We start from the raw sequence: 23,964 nt of genomic DNA, 5'->3' as shown, positions 1-23,964 counted from the left end.
CGACGCGGATGATGCATGTTTTACGAAATAGCATTATGATCGGCTGAGCGCCTGACTGGCGGAGGGGCTGGCCGCGGATTTGTGATCCGCGCGGAATGGAGGACGGCAGGATTTGGAACGGCTAAAGGATCTGGACAGTATTTCCGCGCAATCAGGTGGCGGTTCCACATCGCCTCCGTATGAACGGCCCGGCGTCGTGGCTGCTGCCGTTTACCAGCATGGGCAACGCATTCGCGACATCAGGATAGAAGAGGCCGGCGAATGGCGAAGCAGGGAGAATGCCATCGTCTGGATCGGCCTGCACGAGCCGGATGAAGTGCTGCTGCACCAGGTCCAGGCCGAGTTCAATCTCCATCCGCTGGCGATCGAGGATGCAGCGCAGCCCCACCAGCGCCCGAAGCTGGAGATTTATGGGGACGCGATGTTCATCGTCGCCCGGACCGCCCACATGAAGGATGACGAAATCATCTTCGGCGAAACGCATTTGTTCGTCGGTCGCGGTTATGTCGTCTCCGTTCGCCACGGGGACTCGTCCTCGTATCTCGCGGTGCGGCAGCGATGCGAGGCCACGCCGACAGCGCTTGCCCACGGCGAGAATTATATTCTCTATTCCATCCTTGATTTCATCGTCGACAATTATATGCCGGTGATCGAGGTCGTGCAGGAGGAGGTCGAGAAGCTCGAGGATCTGGTGCTGCGCGAACAGCTGGCAAAGTCTGACATCGAGCGCCTTTACCTGTTGCGGCGCAAGCTGCTGCGGCTCCGCAATGCCGTGGTGCCGCTGGTAGACGTCTGTCGGCGATACGAGCACATCGATCTTCCCGGCATGGATCCGACGCTCCAGTCGCTGTTTCGCGATGTGACGGATCACGTGCGCCGGGTTCAGGAAGATATCGATGCGCTACGCGAGGTTCTCGCCTTTGCCTTCGAGGCCAGCGTGATGATTGGCCAGACGGAGCAGACGGCGATCGCCCGCCAACTCGCCGCATGGGCGGCGATCCTGGCCGTTCCCACCGCGATCGCCGGTATCTACGGGATGAATTTCAGCGATATGCCCGAACTGAAATTCCAATATGGCTATTTCGTCGTGCTTGGTGTTATCGCCTTCTTGTGCCTGTTTCTCTTCAGTTTCTTCCGTCGGAGGAAGTGGCTCTAGATATGAAGCCTGGCGAAGGCGTCAGCACAGAGCTTCGAGCAGTCGATCCCGATGGCTTCTGATATAGTCGATATCGCTTAGATAGAGCCGGGCATCTCCTGTGGCGACGTCCTCCGCGAATGTCGCCTCTCCAGCCGAGGCGTTCGCCAGCATGAAATCGACCAGCGCCTGAAGCCGCCTGCAGATCATCTCTGGGAGCTGGAGCCGTTCGTCCACCGTCGCCCCATATGCCTCACAGAAGAGTTCCGCTCGCCGCAGCTGTTCGTCGAGGTTGAATGCCACATGTGGGTTGGCGGGATCGGATAGGGGCGCCCAGCGGTAAACCGAGTAGGCCAAATCCCAAAGGCGCGACGCGGGATGGGCGGCGTCGAAATCGATGATGCCGACAGCCGCCTGACCTGCCGTGGCGACATTGTAGGGCGCATAATCTCCGTGGCATACGATCTCGCGCGGCTCCTGTGGCGGCAACATCCATGTCTGGACCTCGCGATCCGATTCCAGAAATCCTTGAGATGCCGAATGAAAGTCGCGCAGAAGCTTGGCTGTGGAAAGCAGCATGGGCTCCGATCCGACAAATTGGTCGCTCAAATCTTCGCAGACGCGCCCGGCGACATAACTGATGACCTCCTGGTTACCCGTTTTTTCAATGGGATCCGGCGCTCCCGAAAAGCCTCTGCTCCTCAGATGGCGCAAAAACCGGTGCACCGTCGGCGTCCACGCGCCGGAAGGCCTGATCACGGTATCGCCATCACGCCAGATCTGCCCGGTTCGACCGCCCTCCAACAGTTTCATTTTCCGGTCTCTTCGCTATGGGCCTGAACCGTCGCGCCAAGGTTTGTCTCATGGCAGTTCCGGTAGAACGCCACCACGTCGGAAGGCATTCCGTCGGGAATGGCAACGAAGTCTTCAAGCCGCAGGCCGATTGAACAGCCGAGTTGTGGATCCGCCAGCTGGCTCTCGCTCAAACTGCCGACACGATCGGCCAGGGCTTGGAAATAGGCGAGGTTCGCATCCACCGCCGAAGGGGAGTACGTCCGGCCATGCGCTGGGATGATCAGCCTTGCATCCAGGTCACGTATCCGCTCGAGCGAGGAACGGATCAAGTGAAGGTCGCCTGTATTTTTGCTCCAGACTTCGGGAAGGGGATACTCCACCGCGTCGACGGCCAGGCAGATGCGAAGTTCCGGAATCCATACGGCGATATGGTCGGGCGTGTGACCCGGCGTATGAATGAGTTCCAGCGTCAGATCGCCGCCATTGAGGGTCATCGAGCCGGAGAACGTAATGTCGGGACCGATGAGGTCGACGTTCCGAAACCTCGAATCCTGGCTTGCCTTGTCCCTCAGGACCTCGCGTGCGGAAGGGTCGCGTAAACGGTCGAGCGCTGCGGCATGCGCGATAATCGGAGCGCGCCCCGCAACGGCGGCATTCCCCCAGAAATGATCCCAATCCATGTGCGAATTGATGACGATCAGTGGACGAGCTTTCATCTGTTCCCCGAGCAGGTCCAGCGCCGTCATGCAGAGTTCGGGCGTTCCGAGCGTATCGATCAGCGCATTGAACCTTTCGGTCCGGACAAACACGCTATCAACCTCATCCCCCGCCCTGACGATCACGATTCGATCATCGAGGTCAGGATATGAACACAATTCCACAGATGGATTCACGTCTGGTCGCCTCTGTTGCAATTGCAGTGATTTCATTCGGATATATCAAATCTCGTTCGGGCGCCTGATCTTTCAGAACGATGCAGGGCGGCGGGGCTTCTCGTCTAATTTGGCTTCCGCTCTACCGGAACATCTACGTCCCAACGTCTCATCACGCTGTTCGGCACTGCGACCGTGCATATTACCATCACGCTCACTTTCGAGCGGCCAAGGCTCTTCGGCGTCCACTGTGTTTCGAGCGGTACCGCGCATCGGGGAACCAGAATCTTCAGGTTGGGCTCCAGCACGTCCCACTGCTGATGCCCCTTGGCGTTCTCCTGTGAGATGAAGCGCCTGGCCTCCTCGCGGATTTCGAACAGGCCATGCGTGTGCTCGGTGGAGCGATCGGTTTCGATGCTCCAGGAGGCTAGGCACAGCGCGCAGGCCGACAGGGCGGCGGTGAGGAGTGTCGATCGAAGCAGTGCGCCGTCAGCGGCCAAATTGGTCATTCTCGCGGGGAGGGGAAGACTACCGAAATGCGTTACGCCTTCAAGGGTTCTCGTCAGAAACAAGCGCCTTTGATGCTCGAACGAAACGCGTCCGATCGATCCCGCTTCAATGCGGCCCACGATGTCCAGCGCATCGCGAATTGGCAGTTTCGGTGGAACAACGGCCGCCAACAGAAGTTTGCCTGTAAAGCAACTCGAGCGGCGGCCGATGTTATTCTCTCCAAAACAGGGTGTGTTGAGCACCCCACCCCGTATTTATTATGTCAATCCACTCCTTCTTCAGGGTATCGATGCGTGGCGCGAGGTTTTCGACCATGCAGCGGATACGGGTTTCGACCGTGTGCTGACGGCGCCTCTTTTCGACCGGGGCGGGGAGCGCAGCGTCTTTGCCTCCCGGGACCTAGGCCGCCTCGATCCTCAACTGTCGCTCGGAAGCGCGGTCGAGGAGGGGGTGGGACGCTTGGCGGAGGCCGCCCGCAAGAGCGGCGTCGCCTTGATGATGGACCTGATGCTCGACGGTAAGGCCCGGGATCCCAAGGCGGGCTTTCACTCTGTCGATCCGAGGCGCTCGCCATTGGACCCGGCGGAACCGATGACTGCGATGGGGGCGGAGTCTCAATCCCGGCTGTTGGAAGAATGGACCGAACGGCTGCGAGGACTGACTGGTCTCGGCCTCTCCGGCTACCGGGCGCTCGGGATCGATCGCATTGCGCCGGCGGTTTTCAAATCGTTGATTTCGGCGGTGCGCGAGAAGGCGGACGCGCAATTCCTCGCCTGGACGCCCGGCACTGATTTTGGCGCCAGGGCCGCGGTCAAGGATACAGGCTTCGACGGATGTTTTTCATCGATGGCTTGGTGGGATTTTGATGAGAGATGGTTCATCGAAGAACACCGCGTCCAGAAGGAGCTTGGCTGGCAGGTCGCTTTTCCGGAGCCGCTCTTCGCCAGGCGGATCGCCCACGGAACCGAAAGCCGCGAAATCCTCGAACGGCGCGCCATAAGGGCTCTGCGCCTGGCTGCCTCACTCGGCGGCGGCCTGATGGTTCCGATGGGCTTCGAATATGGCGCAGTTACGCCGCTCGATCCGACCCATGGGAATGGAGCCGGCTTGCGGGGGATGCGCCATGACCTTGCCTTCGATATCTCCTCCGAAATTCGCCTTGCGAACACCGAGATCGGCAAGAAACCCCATGCGCCGACCTCATCGCTCCGGCTCATCCGCAACGCCAACGGACCGGTCTCAGCGCTGCTGCAGGCTGAGGCGGAAGACCTTCGTAGCACTGAGAATGTGCGGTTCATCCTGCTCAACAGGGACCTTCGGAAAAGTGCGCCCGCTCCGGTGACCGCACTGCGCGAAGCTGCCTCCGGTTTTCTTCCCGCCGCGGCCGACGGCACGGCACTGCGGCTGCGGGCAGGGGAGACCCTGGTGGTCGAAGGCAAGGCGCCGGCGCCGATCACATCCCGGCCGATCCTCGACGTCGGACAGGCGATAGCATCACCGCGGCTCGCCATCGAAAACATCATGCCGCGGGTCGATGAAGGGCGCTTTCCCGTCAAGCGAGTGGTCGGCGACATCGTCACCGTCGAGGCGGATATATTCGCCGACGGCCACGACCCGATCGCCGCGGTCCTGCTCTGGCGGCCGCTCGATGCGGCGGACTGGAATGAGACGGAGATGAAATTGGTCGAAAACGACCGCTGGCGCGCCGAATTCCTGCTGGAGCGCATTGGACGTTATGAATTTGCCGTCGAGGCATGGAAGAACCCGTTCGCGATTTTCCGCTACGAACTGACGAAGAAGAACGATGCCAGGCTGGATCTGAAGCTCGAACTCCAGGAGGGGTTAAACCTCGTCCGCTCGGCGGAGATGCATGCCGACCCAACGCTCAATGCCGAATTGAAGGCCCTCGGCGACAATCTCGAAAGGGCGTCCGATGCCGAGCGCACGGCGATCCTGCTCGATGCCGGAACATTCGAATTGATGAACAAGGCGGATTGGCGGCCGTTTCGGCTTCGCTCGACGGCAAGCGCCGTCGATGCCGAACGCAAGGAGGCTGCCTTTGCCAGCTGGTACCAGATCTTCCCGCGTTCGCAGAGCGGCGATCCGGACCGGCACGGCACTTTCGACGACGTCATCCCGCGACTGCCCGCCATCCGCGACATGGGCTTCGACGTACTCTATTTTCCGCCGATTCATCCGATCGGTTCGACCAACCGGAAAGGCCGCAACAACAGCCTGAAAGCCGGGCCGGGCGACCCCGGAAGCCCCTATGCCATCGGCTCCGAGGATGGCGGCCATGACGCCATCCATCCCGATCTCGGCGAGTTCGAGGATTTCCGCCGGCTGGTCGAGGCGGCAGGGCGGCATGGCCTGGAGATCGCTCTCGACCTTGCGATCCAGGCGTCGCCGGATCACCCCTGGTTGAAGGAGCATCCCGGCTGGTTCGACTGGCGTCCCGACGGCACGATCAAATATGCCGAAAACCCGCCGAAGAAATACGAGGACATCGTCAACGTCGATTTCTACACGAAAGACGCGCTGCCCTCATTATGGGTAGAGCTCAGGGATGTCGTCCAGCTTTGGGTGGACCAGGGCGTCAAGCTGTTTCGCGTCGACAATCCGCACACGAAGCCCTTTCCGTTCTGGGAATGGCTGATCGGCGATATCAGGGCCCGTCATCCCGATGTCGTCTTCCTCTCGGAAGCCTTCACCAAGCCGAAGGTGATGTACCGGCTGGCAAAGATCGGCTTCTCCCAGTCCTACACCTACTTCACCTGGCGCAATGCCAAATGGGAACTCGAGCAATATATGCGGGAGCTGACCGAGACCGCGCCGAAAGAATTCTTCCGCCCGCATTTCTTCGTCAACACCCATGATATTAATCCGGATTTCCTGCAGAATGCACCGCGCCCGGCCTTCCTGATCCGCGCTGCACTTGCCGCCACTCTTTCGGGATTGTGGGGCGTCTATAACGGTTTCGAACTTTGCGAGGGGCGACCGGACGCCAAGCGCAAGGAATATGCCGACAGCGAAAAGTACGAAATCCGCGCCTGGGACTACGACCGGCCGGGCAATATCATTGCCGAAATCAGGACGCTCAACCGCATCCGGACCGAAAACACCGCGCTGCATTCGCATCTCGGCCTGACGCTGCTGAATGCGCGAAATGACAATATCCTGTTCTTCGAGAAGGCAAGCCGTGCCCGCGACAACGTCCTGCTGGTCGCCATCAGTCTTGACCCCCACAATTTCCAGCAAAGCGACGTCGAGCTGCCGCTTTGGCACTGGTCGCTCGGAGACGGCGGCACGCTGGATGCCGAAGATCTGATCGGCGGCCATCGTTTCAAGTGGACCGGCAAATGGCAGAGCATCGGGTTCAATCCTGAGGTCCTGCCCTATGCGATCTGGCGCATTCGCTCAATGGAGGCATGAATGGACACGATGAATGCAGATAGCGCGCCGCAGCCGCTCTGGTACAAGGATGCGATCATCTACCAGCTGCACATCAAGTCGTTCTACGATGCCAATGGCGACGGGGTCGGCGACTTCGCCGGCCTGCACCAGAAGCTCGATCATATCGCAGCGCTCGGCGTCAATGCCATCTGGCTCCTGCCTTTCTTTCCGTCTCCGCGCCGCGACGATGGCTATGACATCGCCGACTACGGGAATGTCAGCCCCGATTACGGGACGATGGAGGATTTCCGAGCCTTCGTCGACGCCGCCCACCAGCGCAATATTCGCGTCATCATCGAGCTCGTCATCAACCACACCTCCGATCAGCATCCCTGGTTCCAGCGCGCTCGCCAGGCGCCGGCGGGATCGCCGGAGCGCGACTTCTACGTCTGGTCTGATACCGATCAGAAATTTCCGGAAACGCGCATCATTTTCATCGATACGGAAAAATCCAACTGGACATGGGACGCGGTGGCCGGCGCCTATTACTGGCACCGCTTCTATTCCCATCAACCCGACCTGAATTTCGACAGCCCTCTTGTCATGGAGGAGTTGCTGAGGGTGATGCGCTTCTGGCTGGAAACCGGCATCGACGGTTTTCGTCTCGATGCGATTCCCTACCTCGTCGAGCGCGAGGGGACGATCAACGAAAACCTGCCGGAAACCCATGCGATCCTCAAACGCATACGCGCCGCGCTCGATGCCACTCATCCCGGCGTGATGCTGCTTGCCGAGGCCAATCAATGGCCGGAGGACACGCGCGAATATTTCGGAGAGGGCGACGAATGCCACATGGCCTTCCACTTCCCGCTAATGCCGCGCATGTATATGGCGATCGCCAAGGAGGATCGGTTTCCGATCACCGACATCCTGCGCCAGACGCCGGAGATTCCAGACAACTGCCAATGGGCGATCTTCCTTCGCAACCACGACGAGCTCACGCTCGAAATGGTGACCGACGCCGAGCGGGATTATCTCTGGGAGACCTATGCATCCGACAAACGTGCCCGCATCAATCTCGGCATCAGACGGCGCCTGGCGCCATTGATGGAGCGCGACCGCCGGCGGATCGAGCTGATGAACGCGCTTCTTCTCTCGATGCCGGGAACGCCGGTGATCTATTACGGTGACGAGATCGGCATGGGCGACAATATCTATCTCGGCGACCGGGATGGAGTGAGGACGCCGATGCAATGGTCTCCGGACCGCAATGGCGGTTTCTCCAGGGCAGATCCGGCGCGTCTCGTCCTGCCGCCCGTCGCCGACCCGCTCTACGGTTTCGAGGCCGTCAACGTCGAGGCGCAGAGTACGGACGCGCATTCGCTGCTCAACTGGACGCGCAGAATGTTGGCGTTGCGCGGCAGGCATCCCGCCTTCGGGCGTGGCACGCTGCGGTTCCTTTCACCGGAAAATCGCAAGATCCTTGCCTATCTCAGGGAGTATGAAGGCGAGGTTCTGCTCTGTGTTGCAAGTCTCTCGCGGCTGCCCCAGGCCGTCGAACTCGACCTGTCGAGCTTCGAGGGGCGCGTGCCCATTGAACTGACCGGGATGTCGCCGTTTCCGCCGATCGGCCAGTTGACCTATCTGCTGACCTTGCCGCCCTACGGTTTCTTCTGGTTCCAGCTGATGGCTGATGCCGACCCGCCGGCGTGGCGCACCGCACCGCCGGAACAGCTTCCCGATCTGTTGACGATGGTCATCCGGCGTAGCCTGCTCGACCTCGTGGATGAACCGGGTCATGCGCGCATTCTGAGCGGCGAAATCCTGCCCGCCTATCTCTCTAAGCGGCGATGGTTCGGGGCAAAGGACCAGGCGGTTCAGGCCGCTCGACTGATCTCCGCGACACCAATCCCATTCGCCGATGGCGTCGTCCTCGGCGAATTGGAGGTCGAGCTGCCGAACCACAGCGAATCCTACCAACTGCCGCTCACGGTCGCCTGGGACGATGCGCATCCTTCCGCGCTTGCCCAGCAGCTTGCGCTTGGGAGGATTCGCCAAGGTAGACGCGTCGGTTTCCTCACAGACGGATTTGCCGTGGAGGCAATGGCGCGCGGCATTCTGCACGGACTTCGCGACCGCTCGCGCACCACCGGCCGGACCGGCACGCTCGAATTCATTGGGACAGAACGGCTCGACAGTCTCGATATTTCAGACGAGCTGCCGGTGCATTGGCTATCGGCTGAACAGTCCAACAGCTCGCTGCTCGTCGGCGACGTAGCGATGATCAAACTGATCAGACACATCTTCCCGGGCATCCATCCGGAAGTCGAGATGACGCGCTATCTCACCCGCGCCGGCTATGACCACACGGCGCCCCTGCTCGGAGAGGTCGCGCATACCGATTCCAGCGGACGCCGTTCCACCTTGATCATCGTCCAGGGCGCGATCCGCAATCAGGGCGACGCCTGGAACTGGATGCTGAACAATCTGCGCCGCGGGGCCGACGAACTCGTGCTGAACGATCCGGCGGTCCAACCAGACGATGACGTCTTCCGGTCGCTGATCAGTTTCGTCGCGATGGTGGGTCTCAGGCTCGGCGAATTGCATGTCGTGCTCGCTGCGAAGACCGGGGACGAGGCCTTCAGCCCGGTGGTATCAGGCGACAGCGAGGTCGAGGCGATGAGGAAGGCCGTTGCCGGGGAGCTCGCCTATGCGATGTCGAAGCTCGAGGAACGCGACGAGAATGCCGACCCCGCAATCGACCTGCTCGCAAGGCCGCTTCTCGAGCGTCGTTCCGAACTCGCAGAGCTCGCCGGGACACTGGCGCAGAGCGCCCGCCATACGCTAATGACACGCACGCATGGCGACTTCCATCTTGGCCAGATCCTCGTCAGCGAGGGTGATGCCGTCATCATCGACTTCGAGGGCGAGCCCGCGAAAAACCTGGCCGAGCGCCGCGCCAAGACGAACCCGCTGCGCGATGTCGCCGGGCTTTTGAGATCGCTGAGCTACCTCGTGGCCACCGCCCAGCTCGACAACGACGCGGTCATCGAACACGACAACGAGGTCCGCCGCGAGGCGATCGCCCGCTTCGGGCGCCATGCCGAGGAGGCCTTTCTCGATGCCTATTCGCAGGCGGTTTCCGTATCGAAGGAGCTTGACATGCCACCCCACCAAAGACGCCGGGTTCTCGATGCCTTTCTACTCGAAAAGGCCGCCTACGAGATCGCCTATGAAGCCCGCAACAGGCCGAAATGGCTTCCGATCCCGCTATCCGGCCTTACCGAAATCGTAGCGCGTCTGACGGGAGTCAAGGCATGAATGTTGAGCGCTCGGAACTTCTGGCGGGCATCGGACAGGATGCGCTATGGGCCCTGATCGAGGGGCGCCATGGCGATCCCTTTTCGATCCTCGGTCCCCACCAAAGCGGCGGCATGACGATCGTGCGGGTGTATCTGCCCGGTGCGGAAGCGGTCGATCTCATCGATGCGACGAGCGGCCGGGTGGTGGCGCCGTTCAGCATCGCCCACTCGTCCGGCCTGTTTGCGGCGGTGGCGGCCTCGAGGACGGGATACCGGCTGCGGATCACATGGCCGGATGCAGTTCAAATCACCGAGGACCCCTACAGTTTCGGTCTGCTGCTCGGAGAGCTCGACCTCCATCTGATATCGGAGGGCACCCACTACAGTCTGAGCCGGACGCTCGGCGCAGTTGATATGGCGGTCGACGGGATATCGGGCGTTCGTTTCGCCGTCTGGGCCCCGAATGCGCGCCGCGTCTCGGTTGTCGGCGACTTCAACGCCTGGGACGGGCGGCGCAATCCGATGCGGCTGAGACCGTCGGCGGGCGTCTGGGAGCTGTTCGTTCCGCGCCTCGCCCCCGGTGAAAGATATAAGTTCGAGATCATTGATGCTGAGGGGACCTGCTTGCCGCAGAAGGCCGATCCGGTCGCGAGGGCGAGCGAGGCGGCTCCGTCCACCGCCTCCATCGTCGCATCGTCGACGCCGTTTCGATGGACCGATGACGGCTGGATGAAGGGCCGGTCCCGCCAAGACAGGCTGGAGGGCGCGTTCTCGGTCTATGAGGTGCACGCCGGCTCCTGGCTTCGCGATCTAAAGGACGGCAACAGGTCGCTCGACTGGGTTGAACTCAGCCAGCGGCTGGTTCCCTATGTCAGCGACATGGGCTTTACCCATATCGAGCTGCTGCCGATCATGGAGCATCCGTTCGGCGGGTCCTGGGGTTATCAGCCGCTCGGGCTATTCGCGCCCACCGGCCGATACGGGACGCCTGAAGATTTCGCCTATTTCATCGACCGGTGCCATGGCGCCGGGCTCGGTGTCATCCTCGATTGGGTGCCGGCTCATTTTCCCACAGACGTCTGGGGGCTTGCCCGCTTCGACGGCAGCGCGCTCTACGAGCACGAAGATCCGCGCGAAGGCTTTCACCGCGACTGGAACACGCTGATCTACAATCTCGGCCGCAACGAGGTGAAAGGGTTCCTGATCGCCAGCGCGCTGGAATGGCTAGAGCGCTACCATATCGACGGTTTGCGGGTCGACGCCGTTGCCTCGATGCTTTACCGCGACTACAGCCGCAACGAGGGCGAATGGATCCCCAACCAATATGGCGGCCGCGAGAATCTGGAAGCGGTCGAATTCTTCAAGCACCTGAACAGCATCATTCACGAGCGCTGCCCGCACGCGATGACGATCGCCGAGGAATCGACGGCCTGGCCCGGCGTGACGAAGCCGCCGGAGCAGGGAGGGCTGGGGTTCGACATCAAATGGAACATGGGCTGGATGCATGACAGCCTGAGCTACATCGAGAAGGATCCGATTTACCGGAGCTACGCCCATGGCACGATGACCTTCGGCATGATCTATGCCTATTCCGAACACTTCATTCTGCCGATTTCACATGACGAGGTCGTCTACGGAAAGGGCTCGCTGCTGACGAAGATGCCGGGCGACGAATGGCAAAAATTCGCCAATCTGCGCAGCTATCTCGCCTTCATGTGGGGTCATCCTGGCAAGAAGCTCTTGTTCATGGGGAGCGAAGTCGCACAGCCGGGCGAGTGGAACCATGACGGGTCGGTGACCTGGGATGTGCTGGACCGGCCCCAGCATGTAGGGATTCAGCGGCTGGTGAAGGATCTGAACGGCCTCTACGGCGACGAGCCGGCATTGCAATTCGGCGACTTTCATCCCGAGGGCTTCGAATGGGCGGCAGCCGACGACGCCGTCAATTCCGTGCTCGGGATGCTCCGTTATGCACCCGATCGTGCTTCGTCGATCCTGGTCATGTCAAATTTCACGCCGGTGCCGCGTTACGGCTACAGGGTCGGCGTGCCCAGCGACGGTGTGTGGATCGAGCGGATGACGACGGATGCGCGGGAATATGGCGGCTCGGGCCTGGTCAACGGCGCGGTGTCGACCGAACCGGTTCCCGCCCACGGCAGGCCCGTCTCTCTGTCGCTGACGCTGCCGCCGCTGTCCACGATCTTTCTGCAGGGGCCGTCGCCTTGACGGTGGTCACGTCGATGACGGTTCCACCGTCATCTGAGACGACCGTAGATAGTCAACTCGGTGACAGTTTCACCGTCACCTGAGATAATGGATATGCGGGCGCGAGTGATAGGGAGAGGCTTCGACACGGGCCTCGACGGAAAAGACATTCCTGAGAAGATCCTCTCTCAACACGTCCTGGGGCGCGCCGGAGGCGACGATCCTGCCATGCTGCATGATGATCAGCTGGTCGCAGAACATGGCAGCATGATTGAGATCGTGCAGGGCGACGATGCTGGTGATCGGCAGGCCGGAGATGAGCCGCATCAGGCCGATCTGATGCTGGATATCGAGATGGTTCGTGGGCTCGTCGAGAATCAGCTCCTGGGGCGACTGGGCGAGCGCCCTTGCGATATGGGTGCGCTGCTTCTCGCCGCCCGACAGGCTTTGCCAGCGATCGTCGCGTTTCTCCGCCATGCCGGCGCGCGCCAGCGCGGCTTCGACCGCCTCTTCGTCGGTCTTCGTCCAGCCTGAAAACATCGACCGGTGCGGGAACCGGCCGAGCTTGACGACGTCGACGACCCGCAGATTGGCATTTGTGGTGGCGTGTTGCTCGACGAAGGCGATCCGCCGGGCGATCGAGCGGCGGCTGATCGTGGCGATGTCGCTCCGGTCGAGCGTGATGCGGCCGGAATGCGGCCGCATCAGGCCGGCGAGAAGCCGCAGGAGCGAGGTCTTGCCCGAGCCGTTCGGCCCGAGCAGACCGAGCATCTTGCCGGGCGGCGCCTCCAGGGAAACGCCGTCAAGAATGGTCTTCCTGCCAATCTTCCAGATGAGGTTTTCGGCCTTGATGCTCATGATGCGCGCTGGAACCGATAGAGGATGATCGAGAAGAAGGGGACGCCCACCAGGGCCGTGACGACGCCGATCGGCAGGATCTGGTTCGGAATGAGGGCGCGCGCGGCGATGTCGGCGAGCACCATGAAGATCGCCCCTGTTATTGCGCAAGCCGGCAGGAGGCGGACATGCAGCGGCCCGACGACAAAGCGAGCGACATGCGGCACGACAAGGCCGACGAAGCCGATCGACCCCACCATGCTGACGATCGTCGCCGTCATCATTGCTGTCAGCGCAAAGAGCGCCATCCGCGCGCGGCCGACATTGACGCCGAGCGAGGATGCCGCCTCGTCACCGAAAGCGAAGGCGTCGAGCACGCGGGCGTAAAACAGGCAGCCGATGAGGCCGATGCCGACGACGATCGAGACCAGCGCGAATTCCGGCCAGCGCACGCCGCCGAAGCTGCCGAGCAGCCAGAACATGACGTCGCGGGCCTGCTGGGCGTTGGCCGACGTCGTGACGATGTAAGACGTCGTGGCGTTGAAAAGCTGCGAAGCGGCGACACCGGCGAGGATGGTGCGATCGGCTCCGCCGCGCGTGCCGTTCGACAGGAGGGCGACGAAGAAGAAGGCCGCGAAGGCTCCGGCAAAGGCGCCGGCGGAAAGCGAGAACGCGCCAGCGCCGACGCCTAAGATGACGATCGCGACGGCGCCGGAAGAGGCGCCGGCCGAGATGCCGAGAACATAGGGTTCGGCAAGCGGGTTGCGCAGCAGCGACTGCATGATCGCGCCCGATAGCGCAAGGCCCGCGCCGCAGAAGGCGGCAACGAGCGCCCGGCTGAGACGATAATCCCAGATGACAGTCTCGTGGATGCGGTTCAGTTCGACCGCGGTCCATCCCAACCGGTTTGTGACGGCCGAAAACGTGGTTGCAAGCGGGATCGGCAGGTCGCCGATCCCGACGCTGACGCCAATGGCAACAGCGATGAGGCAGAAAGAGGCCAGGACCACTGCGAGGACGGCTCCCAGCTGCCGGAAGATACGGCCCGCTTCCGTCACTTCAACAGACCGAGAGCCTTCAGCTGGCCGGCCACCTGCTCAGCGCCGTAGACCGTGCGGACGGTCGGGTTCATGGCCTGGCCGTCCATGATCACGATCGCCTTGTTCTTGACGGCAGGGATCTGGCTGACGGCCGGATCGGTGTTCAGGAAATTGATCTTGGCCTCCGGCTTATCGAGCTCCCAACGATTGCGGTCGAGACTGGCGACGACAATGACGTCGGGATTGGAGGCGATGATGCCTTCCCAGCCGAGCGTCGGCCATTCCGCTTCCGCTGATATCGCGTTGTGTCCGCCGAGCAGATCGGCGATGAAGCCGGACGCGCTGTTCTTGCCGCCGAGATAGGCGTCGGCCGAGGGGCTGGGGCTGGAGAACCAGAAGACGTAGGAAAGGTTCTTGCCGTCCTTTGAAACGCTGGAACGAAGCTTGGCTTCGCGCGCCTTGAAGTCGGCGATCAACGCCTGGCCGCGATCGGCGACATCGAAAATCTCAGAGAGTTCGTCGATCTCCTTGTAGAGAAGATCCATGTTCCACGGCTCGGCGCGGCTGCCGTACTGGTCCTTGACGTCCTTGGTGCTGAGGCAGGTGCTGGGAGAAAGATAGGTCGCGACGCCGACCTTGTCGAAATCCTCGCGCTTGGCGACCTTGCTGTTCGGTCCGACCAGGCTCGGCAGAGCTGCCGCCACGAAGTCGGGATTTTCGGCGAGGATCGATTCGAAGGTCGGCATCTCGACGGTCAAAAGCTTGACCCTGGCGTTGGCTTCTGCGAGCTGCGGCAGAACCTTGCTCGGCCAGAAAGCCGTGCCGGCCATCTTGTCCTGAAGGCCGAGCAACAGCAGGATTTCAGCGCTGTTCTGGCCGAGGCCGATCGCCCGTTCGGGCGTCTTCTTAAAAGTCACCTGCGCGCCGCAGTTTTCCAGGGTCAGCGGGTAGGTCGTCGAAGCGGCCAAAGACGGATCTGCGGCAAGGCCGATCATGGTTGAGAGGCCGCAGGCGGCCAGAAGCGATTTGAGGCTGGTCACGAAGAAATTCCCGGTGCGTGAGTATGCGGTCGCCGTATAGCCTCAGAAACAGCCATAAAACAAGACAAAATAAATCAACTTATCGCAAAATTGACAACGCATTGCTGCGGGAACAACGTGCCGCCGCCCGTCAGCCGCGTTCGCCGCCTAAACGGGGCCGACCGGTGACAGCGACTTGCCGTAGACCTCGAGGATCGCGGCAATCTCCTGGAGGATGCCGGAGAGCGGAAGCGTGGCCCTTCTGTCGAACGTCATGTCGCTGCGTTCGAAAAGGGCGAGGCAGATCTCGCTCGAATCATGGCGCGACTGGTAGGCGAGGCCATCCGGCCGTTCGGCATGGTCCCAGAGCGCGTCGGTCCAAAGTCCGCATGGTCCGTAGGGGCCGGTGGAGATGGCATTATCAGTGCCGAGGGCCTGCAGGCCGGTTCCGTGCATGCGCACGATCCTCAGTGGTCTGATACAGCTGAGCTCGCTGATGGCGCGGGTGGTGATTTCGGTCATGGACACCATCAACCGCTGGGGATTGCGCAGGATCGTTTCCGCAAGCGCTCCCCTGCGGCTCATGGCGGCAATCCCGGGGCCGGGTCCAAAGAAGATGGGGTCGAGATGCGTCCGATGAACCCTATGGAGAACCTGCCCGACCGGAATGAGGTCGATCGGCAACGACGAATGGGCGAGCCAAGCGGGCGGGGGCAGTGCAGCTCCCGACGGCCCTCTGCCTGCATTTGCCGGCATCAGGCAAGGCCGTCGGAGGTTTCGATCCGGATCAGACGCCGGACTGCTTCACGATCGCCGTCGCGCAGCGCCTGCAGAGCTGTCCGACCACCGAGAACCGTATCGGAAGCAAGCAGAAAATCCAATGCGATCCAGGGACCGGCGGCGGCAAAACCACGCACGACATCGGAAATCCCTGCGATCACCTCACCTTGATCCAACTGGCAGAGCGGATAGCGCCAGTCGCTGCCTTCGCGCATGGCAAGCAGCGTGCCGGCTCGCCGCCTTTTGTCGACGGCCTGTCTGCTGATGCCGAGGATCCGTCCGGCGTCCTCGGCTGACATCGTCCCGCCGGCCCGTTCGACGAGATTTTGCCGATGCTCGACGTTGCGAGCCAACGCCGGAACCAGCGGATCGAGATCGTTTATCGCCGCGCCCACCATATCCGAGCGGCTGAGAAGCTGCGCCAACGATCCGGCGTCGGTCGGGGCTGAAAGCGCATCGGCCAGATCCTTTGCCGGCACGTTTGCAGAAATGCGCTCGAGCGCCGAAGTCGCGCGTCGCAGAAACGCGGCTCTGATGGAATTCGGCTCTTCCTGTGCGGTGACGGGAGTGGATGCGTGGCGGGCCATGGAGCGGCTCCTTGGTTGACCAGGTATTTATATGGCTCATGCCGATATGAAGTCAACCACATGTGTAGAGGCCACGCGCATCAATAAGCTTCCAGAAAGCCCCGATTGCCCGGGAGAGAACATACGGGTTCTCGTCAGCGAAGCCTTCGACATTCAGGTCATCTTTCCTACAAGCTTGGCATAGTCCGAAAACGTCAACCGTTCGCCTCTCCTGCCTGCCTCTTCGGCAAGCTGCAGCACACGGATGGGGAACAGGATCGCGGCGCGATTGGCATCCGACAGTTCATGGTCGTCGTCATCCTCGATTGCCTGCTTGGCTTTCGCGAGCGCGGCATTGAGTTCTCCGCTGGTCAGCAGTTCCTTCTCGACGATCGCATCACATATCGACGCCATGGCCATGATGAGGCCCTTGAGCTGGAGGTTGGCCGTATTCATGAGAACTCCAAGGGAACGAGGGACCTATGATGGTGACGCCGTAGCGCCTCGCCGATTGCGTCGGTAAATTGCTACGTCAGTCCGATTGAATCGGCCGGATCGTGTCGACAGCGATGGCGCCTTCGAGGATCCCTCGCTCAACATCGCGCTTGTTCCGCTCGATCTCAATGACGGTGTAAAGCTTGTCGTCCCGAAAGGCGCTGGCATTGACCGTTGTGACATCCTCGGCGGGAGCCGCATCCACTTCCATGAAATCGAGCTCACGAGCCGCAGCGACGATCCTGGCGTCGCCGGCCGTTCTGGCGGCGACGACGATGGTACCATGTCCGGGGGAGTTGTCCCATCTCGGATCGTCGGGCGCCGCGATCGGCTCCAGCCGATAGATGTTGAGCATCTCGCCGCCAGCGTCGGGCGACGCTTGCGCATCCTGGATTTGCGCCTGGCTCTCGACCGACTTCCCGAAGGTGGTCTGGCTGGTCGCGTTGTTGATCTCTTCCTTGCCTGTCCTTGAGACGTTCGACATATCGCTCTCCATTGTCAGGACGGAAACGACGGCCGGCAGCCAAGTGTTCCCCCACGCACGAAAAACCGCAAATTCCACCCAGACGATGTCCGGCGCGCACTTTGGATATCTGCAACTATCAGGCTCATTTTGGGCGCTGAATCATGTTAGGATCAACGCGGGACGGCCATACCATTTTCCCAGTCGAGCACTAAATTACCAGTCGTCGAAGAGGGGGATTCTCGTGAACAACCAAACCAGCGAATTCGCGCGCGACAATGCCGCGGCAGATAACCTCAATGGTCAGGTCCACAAAGCAATGGCGTTGGACGAGGCCAGTGCCCTTCTGGAGGTGCTGGTTGCGGTAAGACGGGGCGACTTTTCGGTGCGGATGCGGTCGGATCTGACCGGTGTCACCGGCAAGGTCGCCGACGCTCTCAATGACATCATCGCCGCCAATCAGCGCATGGCCCAGCAGCTCGAGCATGTCGGGCAGGTGGTCGGCCGGGACGGGCGAACGAGCACGCGCGTGCGCTTCGGCCTGTCGGACGGTTCCTGGTCCGAAATGGAAGGATCGATCAACGGTCTGATTGACGACCTTCTGTGGCCGACGACAGCTGTCACGCGCACGATCACTGCGGTCGCCAAGGGAGATCTTCTGCAGACCGTGCCGCTCGATGTCGACGGGCGGGCGCTCAAAGGTGAGTTCCTACGCTCGGCCGATATCGTCAATACGATGATCAAGCAGCTGAGCGTCTTCACATCGGAAGTGACGCGCGTCGCGCGCGAGGTCGGCACCGACGGAAAGCTCGGCGGCCAAGCGCAGGTGCCGGAGGTGACGGGCGTCTGGAAGGACCTCACCGAAAGTGTGAACTCGATGGCGTCGAACCTGACGGCGCAGGTGCGCAACATCGCGGAAGTGACGATCGCCGTCGCGAATGGCGATCTTTCCAAGAAGATCACCGTCGACGTGCGCGGCGAGATCCTGCAGCTGAAGGAGGCGATCAACACCATGGTCGACCAGCTCAGGTCCTTCGCATCCGAAGTGACGCGCGTCGCGCGCGAGGTCGGCACCGAAGGCAAGCTCGGCGGCCAGGCGCTGGTGCCAGGCGTCGCCGGAACCTGGAAAGACCTGACCGATTCCGTCAACGCCATGTGTGGCAACCTGACGGCGCAGGTCCGCAACATCGCCCAGGTGACCACGGCCGTTGCGCGCGGCGACCTGTCGCGCAAGATCACTGTCGACGTTTCGGGCGAAATCCTGGAGCTCAAGGAAACCATCAACACGATGGTCGACCAGCTGAACGGCTTCGCCGGCGAGGTGACGCGTGTGGCGCGTGAAGTCGGCACCGAAGGTCGGCTCGGCGGCCAGGCGCAAGTGCCCGGTGTGGCGGGCACCTGGAAGGACTTGACCGACAACGTCAATTCCATGGCCTCGAACCTCACGGCGCAGGTGCGCAATATCGCCGAAGTCTCGACCGCGATCGCCAATGGCGACCTGTCGAAGAAGATCACGGTCACGGTGTCGGGGGAAATCCTCGAGCTGAAGGAGACGATCAACACGATGGTCGATCAGCTCAATGCCTTTGCTTCCGAAGTGACCCGTGTGGCCCGCGAAGTGGGCACGGAGGGCCGGCTTGGCGGCCAGGCCAATGTGCGCGGCGTCGCCGGCACCTGGAAGGATCTTACCGAGAACGTCAACTCGATGGGCGGCAACCTGACGGCGCAGGTGCGCAATATCGCGGAGGTCTCGACCGCCATCGCCAATGGCGACCTGTCGAAGAAGATCACCGTCGACGTGAAGGGGGAGATCCTCGAGCTGAAGGAAACCATCAATACGATGGTCGATCAGCTGAATGCCTTTGCCTCGGAAGTCACCCGCGTCGCCCGCGAAGTGGGCACGGAGGGCCGGCTCGGCGGCCAGGCCAATGTGCGCGGCGTCGCCGGCACCTGGAAGGACCTGACCGACAGCGTCAATTCGATGGCGTCCAACCTCACCGGGCAGGTGCGCAACATCGCCGAAGTCGCGACCGCCGTCGCCCAGGGAGACCTGTCCAAGAAGATCACCGTCACCGTGTCTGGCGAAATCCTCGAACTGAAGGAGACCATCAACACGATGGTCGACCAGCTCAACGGCTTTGCCGGCGAGGTGACGCGCGTGGCGCGCGAGGTCGGCACCGAAGGCCGGCTCGGCGGCCAGGCGAACGTGCTTGGCGTCGCGGGCACCTGGAAGGATCTGACGGACAGCGTCAATTCCATGGCGGGCAACCTAACGGCGCAGGTGCGCAACATCGCCGAAGTCTCGACCGCGATTGCCAATGGCGACTTGTCGAAGAAGATCACGGTGTCAGTCTCGGGTGAAATCCTCGAGCTCAAGGAAACGCTGAACACCATGGTCGATCAGCTGAACCGCTTTGCTTCCGAAGTCACGCGCGTTGCCCGTGAAGTCGGCACCGAGGGCAAGCTCGGTGGCCAGGCGCAGGTGCCGGGTGTCGCGGGTACCTGGAAAGACCTCACCGAAAACGTCAACTCCATGGCCTCCAACCTTACCGGCCAGGTTCGAAACATCGCCGAAGTCACGACGGCCGTGGCGCGCGGCGACCTGTCGCGCAAGATCACCGTCGACGTGAAGGGGGAAATCCTCGAACTGAAGAACACCATCAATACAATGGTGGACCAGCTCAACGCCTTCGCCGGCGAAGTGACGCGCGTCGCCCGTGAAGTCGGCACCGAAGGCAAGCTTGGCGGCCAGGCGCAGGTCTCAGGCGTCGCAGGCACCTGGAAGGACCTAACCGACAGCGTCAACTCCATGGCGGGCAACCTGACGGCGCAGGTGCGCAATATCGCCGAGGTCGCGACCGCAATCGCCAATGGCGACCTGTCGCGCAAGATCACCGTCGACGTGCGCGGCGAAATCCTGCTCCTGAAGGATACTTTGAATACCATGGTCGATCAGCTTCGCTCCTTTGCCGGCGAAGTGACGCGTGTCGCCCGCGAAGTCGGCACCGATGGCAGGCTCGGCGGCCAGGCTGTTGTTCCTGGCGTCGCCGGCACCTGGAAGGATCTGACCGATAACGTCAACCTGCTCGCCGCCAATCTGACGACCCAGGTTCGAAACATCGCCGAAGTCACGACGGCCGTGGCGCGCGGCGACCTGTCGCGCAAGATCACCGTCGACGTGAAGGGGGAAATCCTCGAACTGAAGAACACCATCAATACGATGGTAGACCAGCTCAACGCCTTCGCCGGCGAAGTGACGCGTGTAGCCCGCGAAGTCGGCACCGAAGGCAAGCTCGGCGGCCAGGCGCAGGTGCCGGGCGTCGCCGGCACCTGGAAAGATTTGACCGACACTGTCAACGTCATGGCCGCCAACCTGACCGAGCAGGTCCGCGGCATCGTCAAGGTGGTGACGGCGGTGGCGAACGGCGACCTCGAGCAAAATCTCACCGTCGCATCCAAGGGCGAGGTGGCAGCCCTTGCCGAGACCATCAACAACATGACCAACACGCTCGCGACCTTTGCCGATCAGGTGACCACGGTTGCGCGCGAGGTGGGCGTGGAAGGCCGTCTCGGCGGTCAGGCGAATGTTCCGGGCACCGCGGGAACCTGGAAGGACTTGACCGGCAACGTCAACCTGCTGGCAGCCAACTTGACGACGCAGGTGCGCGCCATCGCCGAGGTGGCGACCGCCGTCACCAAGGGTGACCTGACGCGCTCGATCAAGGTCGACGCGCGCGGCGAAGTGGCTGAGCTCAAGGATAACATCAACACGATGATCGATAACCTCAGGCTCACCACCGAGCGCAACACCGAGCAGGACTGGCTGAAGACCAACCTGGCGCGCTTCACCAACATGCTGCAGGGGCAGCGCGACCTGACGCTGGTCGGCAAGATGCTGCTGTCGGAGCTGGCGCCTCTGGTCGGTGCCCATCAAGGGGTTATCTACCAGGTGGATGCCGACGAGCGCCAGCCGATCTTGTCGCTGCTCTCCGTCTACGCGAAAGGGGGCGAGGCGGCGCACCCGGCACGTCTCGAGTTCGGCCAGGGACTTGTCGGCCAGTGCGCCAGCGACGCTCGCCGCATCCTGGTCACCGACCTTCCCGACAATGTCGTTCCGATAAGCTCCGGCGTGTTCACGACCTTGCCGAGAAGCGCCATCGTGCTGCCGGTGCATTTCGAGGGGCAGGTGAAGGCCGTGATCGAGTTGGCCTCGGCCGGCGAATTCACCGAGTTGCAGCTGTCCTTCCTCGACCAGTTGACGACATCGATCGGCATCGTCCTCAACTCGATCGAAGCGACCATGCAGACCGAAGGCCTGCTCAAGCAGTCCCAGCAGCTTGCCGCCGAGCTTCAGACGCAGCAGCGCGAGCTGCAACAGACCAACGAGCAGCTCGGACAGAAGGCGCAGCAGCTGGAGGAACGCAACGTCGAAGTCGAGGCGAAGAACCAGGAGATCGAGCAGGCCCGGCGCGCGCTGGAGGAAAAGGCAACCGAGCTCGCGCTGACATCGAAGTACAAATCCGAATTCCTCGCCAACATGTCGCATGAGCTGCGCACGCCGCTGAATTCGATCCTCATCCTCGGCCAGCAGCTGGGAGAAAATCCGGATGGCAACCTGTCGGGCAAACAGGTCGAGTTCGCAAAGACGATCCACGGCGCGGGAACCGATCTGTTGAACCTCATCAGCGACATCCTCGACCTGTCGAAGATCGAGTCCGGAACGGTCTCGGTCGATGCCGAGGAGATTTTTGTCAGCAACCTGCTCGAGATGATGGCGCGGCCATTCCGGCACGAGGCCGAAAACCGGAACCTGTCGTTCTCGGTCGACGTCGGCGCCGATGTCGCGAAGAGCCTCATCACGGATTCGAAGCGACTGCAGCAGATCCTCAAGAACCTGCTGTCGAATGCCTTCAAGTTCACCGCGCAGGGCGGCGTGACGCTTCGCGTCGCTTCGGCAACGAGCGGCTGGTCGTCCGATCACCCCTCGTTGAAGCATGCGCCTTCTGTCATCGCCTTCGAAGTCGTCGACACCGGCATCGGCATACCGCCTGAAAAACAACGCATCATTTTCGAGGCCTTCCAACAGGCGGATGCCTCGACAAGCCGCAAATACGGCGGCACCGGCCTCGGCCTGGCGATCAGCCGCGAACTGGCAAACCTCTTGGGCGGCGAGATCCAGCTGCGCAGCACCCCGGGTGTCGGCAGCACCTTCGTTCTCTACCTGCCGCTCACCTACGTGGGCGCCGGCGCGGTTGCGCCGAAGTCGGTTCCGCCGGCAAATGTGGTGGAATTTGCCGAAGCGGCAGCAAACCGCCGCGCCGACAAGCCGACCGAACATGTCGAAGATGATCGCCACCAGATAGCGGCCGGCGACTCGGTGCTGCTCGTCGTCGAGGACGACGCGCATTACGCCCGCGTCCTAGTGGATCTCGCCCGCGACAACGGATTCAAGGTTCTGGTGGCGATGCGCGGCAGCGATGCTCTCGCACTTGCGCAAGACTACAGGCCGGCGGCGATCTCGCTCGACATCTTCCTGCCCGACATGCTCGGCTGGACGGTGCTGAGCCAGCTCAAGCAGAATCCGCAGACGCGGCATATTCCGGTCCAGATTATCAGCCTCGACGAGGATCGCCAGCATGGGCTGACCCGCGGCGCCTTCGCCTTCATGAGCAAGCCGACGACGCCGGAAGGCCTCGGCAAGGCATTGTCGCGATTGAAGGCCTATGCGCAGCCCCGCCGCAAGCATCTGCTGCTCGTCGAAGACAACGAGGCCGAGCGTTTGAGCGTCACCGCCCTTCTCGGACACGACGACATCGATATCACCAGCGTCGGCTCCGGATCGGAGGCTCTCGCCGCTCTTCGGCAGAATGCCGCCGACTGCGTGGTGCTCGACCTTTCACTTCCCGACATGTCCGGCTTCGAAGTGCTGGAGCAAATACGCGACGACGCCGAGATCGGCGAGGTGCCGGTGGTCGTGTTCACCGGCCGGGAGCTTTCCGCTGAGGAAGACGCGACACTGCACAGCATGGCCCGCAGCGTTGTGGTCAAGGGGGTCGAATCGCCCGAGCGTCTGCTGGATGAGACGGCCCTGTTCCTGCACCGGGTTGTCGCCGACCTGCCGGCGGCAAAGCAGGCGACGCTGCAGGACCTGCACAGCTCGGACGAGGATCTGGTCGGCGAGACCGTGCTGCTTGTCGACGACGATGCCCGTAACATCTTCGCCCTGAGCAGCGTCCTCGAACGCCGGGGAATGAAGGTCCTGACCGCGACGACCGGTAGCGAAGCCATCGACGTCATCAACAACGAACCCTCTGTGGCGATCGTGCTGATGGACATCATGATGCCCGGAATGGACGGCTACGAGACAATGCAGGTCATCCGTTCGGAGCCCCGGTTCCGGCGGCTGCCAATCCTGGCGCTGACGGCCAAGGCGATGAAGGGCGACCGCGAGAAATGCCTGGAAGCGGGCGCGTCCGACTACCTGGCGAAGCCGGTCAATACCGAACAGCTGTTGTCGGCTCTTCGCATGTGGCTGCATCGCTGAGGAACTCG

The 23,964-nt window shown here is 61.9% G+C and carries 15 protein-coding genes; 5 read left to right on the top strand and 10 right to left on the bottom strand.

The window, feature by feature from the left end; genetic code table 11:
* Positions 1-112: 112 nt before the first annotated feature.
* Entirely contained in the window at positions 113-1,156 is a 1,044-nt protein-coding gene (locus U5G49_RS29280; RefSeq protein WP_018245900.1) for a magnesium and cobalt transport protein CorA, read from the top strand.
* Positions 1,157-1,177: 21 nt separating this feature from the next.
* Here the strand turns inward: U5G49_RS29280 and U5G49_RS29275 are convergent, their stop codons facing one another.
* From U5G49_RS29275 to U5G49_RS29265, 3 genes are all read right to left on the bottom strand, one after another.
* Entirely contained in the window at positions 1,178-1,948 is a 771-nt protein-coding gene (locus U5G49_RS29275) for a phosphotransferase (protein WP_193442766.1), read from the bottom strand.
* Positions 1,945-2,823 carry an MBL fold metallo-hydrolase gene (locus U5G49_RS29270; RefSeq protein ID WP_193443042.1) on the bottom strand — a complete coding sequence of 293 codons (879 nt, stop codon included), beginning with the start codon at positions 2,821-2,823 and terminating at the stop codon, positions 1,945-1,947. Before U5G49_RS29270 ends, U5G49_RS29275 begins: the two co-directional genes overlap by 4 nt.
* A 104-nt stretch (positions 2,824-2,927) precedes the next feature.
* Entirely contained in the window at positions 2,928-3,284 is a 357-nt protein-coding gene (locus U5G49_RS29265; protein ID WP_193443044.1) for a hypothetical protein, read from the bottom strand.
* Positions 3,285-3,519: 235 nt separating this feature from the next.
* Here U5G49_RS29265 and U5G49_RS29260 point away from each other — a divergent pair, with 235 nt between their 5' ends.
* The 3 genes from U5G49_RS29260 to glgB are packed head-to-tail and all read left to right on the top strand — an operon-like array spanning position 3,520 to position 12,233.
* Positions 3,520-6,744, top strand: a complete 3,225-nt coding sequence (locus U5G49_RS29260) for an alpha-1,4-glucan--maltose-1-phosphate maltosyltransferase (protein ID WP_193442768.1) — start codon at positions 3,520-3,522, stop codon at positions 6,742-6,744.
* Positions 6,745-10,026: a maltose alpha-D-glucosyltransferase gene (gene treS, locus U5G49_RS29255; protein WP_193442770.1), complete on the top strand. Its 3,282-nt coding sequence runs from the start codon at positions 6,745-6,747 to the stop codon at positions 10,024-10,026.
* A complete protein-coding gene (gene glgB / locus U5G49_RS29250) occupies positions 10,023-12,233 on the top strand; it encodes a 1,4-alpha-glucan branching protein GlgB (protein ID WP_193442772.1) in 2,211 nt (736 codons plus the stop codon). The genes treS and glgB overlap by 4 nt, the downstream gene beginning before the upstream one ends.
* 75 nt (positions 12,234-12,308) lie before the next feature.
* On the opposite strand, the gene U5G49_RS29245 is transcribed toward glgB, so the two are convergent.
* The 7 genes from U5G49_RS29245 to U5G49_RS29215 all read right to left on the bottom strand — a co-directional run bounded on the left by U5G49_RS29245 (position 12,309) and on the right by U5G49_RS29215 (position 17,445).
* Positions 12,309-13,070 (bottom strand): ABC transporter ATP-binding protein, encoded by a 762-nt coding sequence (locus U5G49_RS29245; RefSeq protein WP_193442774.1) that lies wholly within the window; start codon positions 13,068-13,070, stop codon positions 12,309-12,311.
* Positions 13,067-14,107: a FecCD family ABC transporter permease gene (locus U5G49_RS29240; RefSeq protein ID WP_193442776.1), complete on the bottom strand. Its 1,041-nt coding sequence runs from the start codon at positions 14,105-14,107 to the stop codon at positions 13,067-13,069. The genes U5G49_RS29245 and U5G49_RS29240 overlap by 4 nt, the downstream gene beginning before the upstream one ends.
* On the bottom strand, positions 14,104-15,129 hold the full coding sequence (locus U5G49_RS29235; protein ID WP_193442778.1) for an ABC transporter substrate-binding protein: 1,026 nt from the start codon (positions 15,127-15,129) through the stop codon (positions 14,104-14,106). Before U5G49_RS29235 ends, U5G49_RS29240 begins: the two co-directional genes overlap by 4 nt.
* 147 nt (positions 15,130-15,276) lie before the next feature.
* A complete protein-coding gene (locus tag U5G49_RS29230) occupies positions 15,277-15,864 on the bottom strand; it encodes an RES family NAD+ phosphorylase (protein WP_193442780.1) in 588 nt (195 codons plus the stop codon).
* Positions 15,864-16,475: a helix-turn-helix domain-containing protein gene (locus U5G49_RS29225; RefSeq protein WP_193442782.1), complete on the bottom strand. Its 612-nt coding sequence runs from the start codon at positions 16,473-16,475 to the stop codon at positions 15,864-15,866. The genes U5G49_RS29230 and U5G49_RS29225 overlap by 1 nt, the downstream gene beginning before the upstream one ends.
* A 153-nt stretch (positions 16,476-16,628) precedes the next feature.
* Positions 16,629-16,910 carry a hypothetical protein gene (locus U5G49_RS29220; protein WP_193442784.1) on the bottom strand — a complete coding sequence of 94 codons (282 nt, stop codon included), beginning with the start codon at positions 16,908-16,910 and terminating at the stop codon, positions 16,629-16,631.
* Between the two features lie 76 nt (positions 16,911-16,986).
* On the bottom strand, positions 16,987-17,445 hold the full coding sequence (locus U5G49_RS29215) for a hypothetical protein (protein ID WP_193443046.1): 459 nt from the start codon (positions 17,443-17,445) through the stop codon (positions 16,987-16,989).
* A 211-nt stretch (positions 17,446-17,656) separates the two neighbouring features.
* Here U5G49_RS29215 and U5G49_RS29210 point away from each other — a divergent pair, with 211 nt between their 5' ends.
* Positions 17,657-23,956 carry a HAMP domain-containing protein gene (locus U5G49_RS29210; RefSeq protein ID WP_193442787.1) on the top strand — a complete coding sequence of 2,100 codons (6,300 nt, stop codon included), beginning with the start codon at positions 17,657-17,659 and terminating at the stop codon, positions 23,954-23,956.
* Positions 23,957-23,964: the final 8 nt, after the last annotated feature.

Origin of the sequence: Rhizobium indigoferae (assembly GCF_034554815.1) — a bacterium.
Classification (GTDB): domain Bacteria; phylum Pseudomonadota; class Alphaproteobacteria; order Rhizobiales; family Rhizobiaceae; genus Rhizobium; species Rhizobium leguminosarum.
The sequence above is the reverse complement of the archived record's forward strand: the minus strand, read 5'-3'. Positions and strand labels throughout refer to the sequence as shown.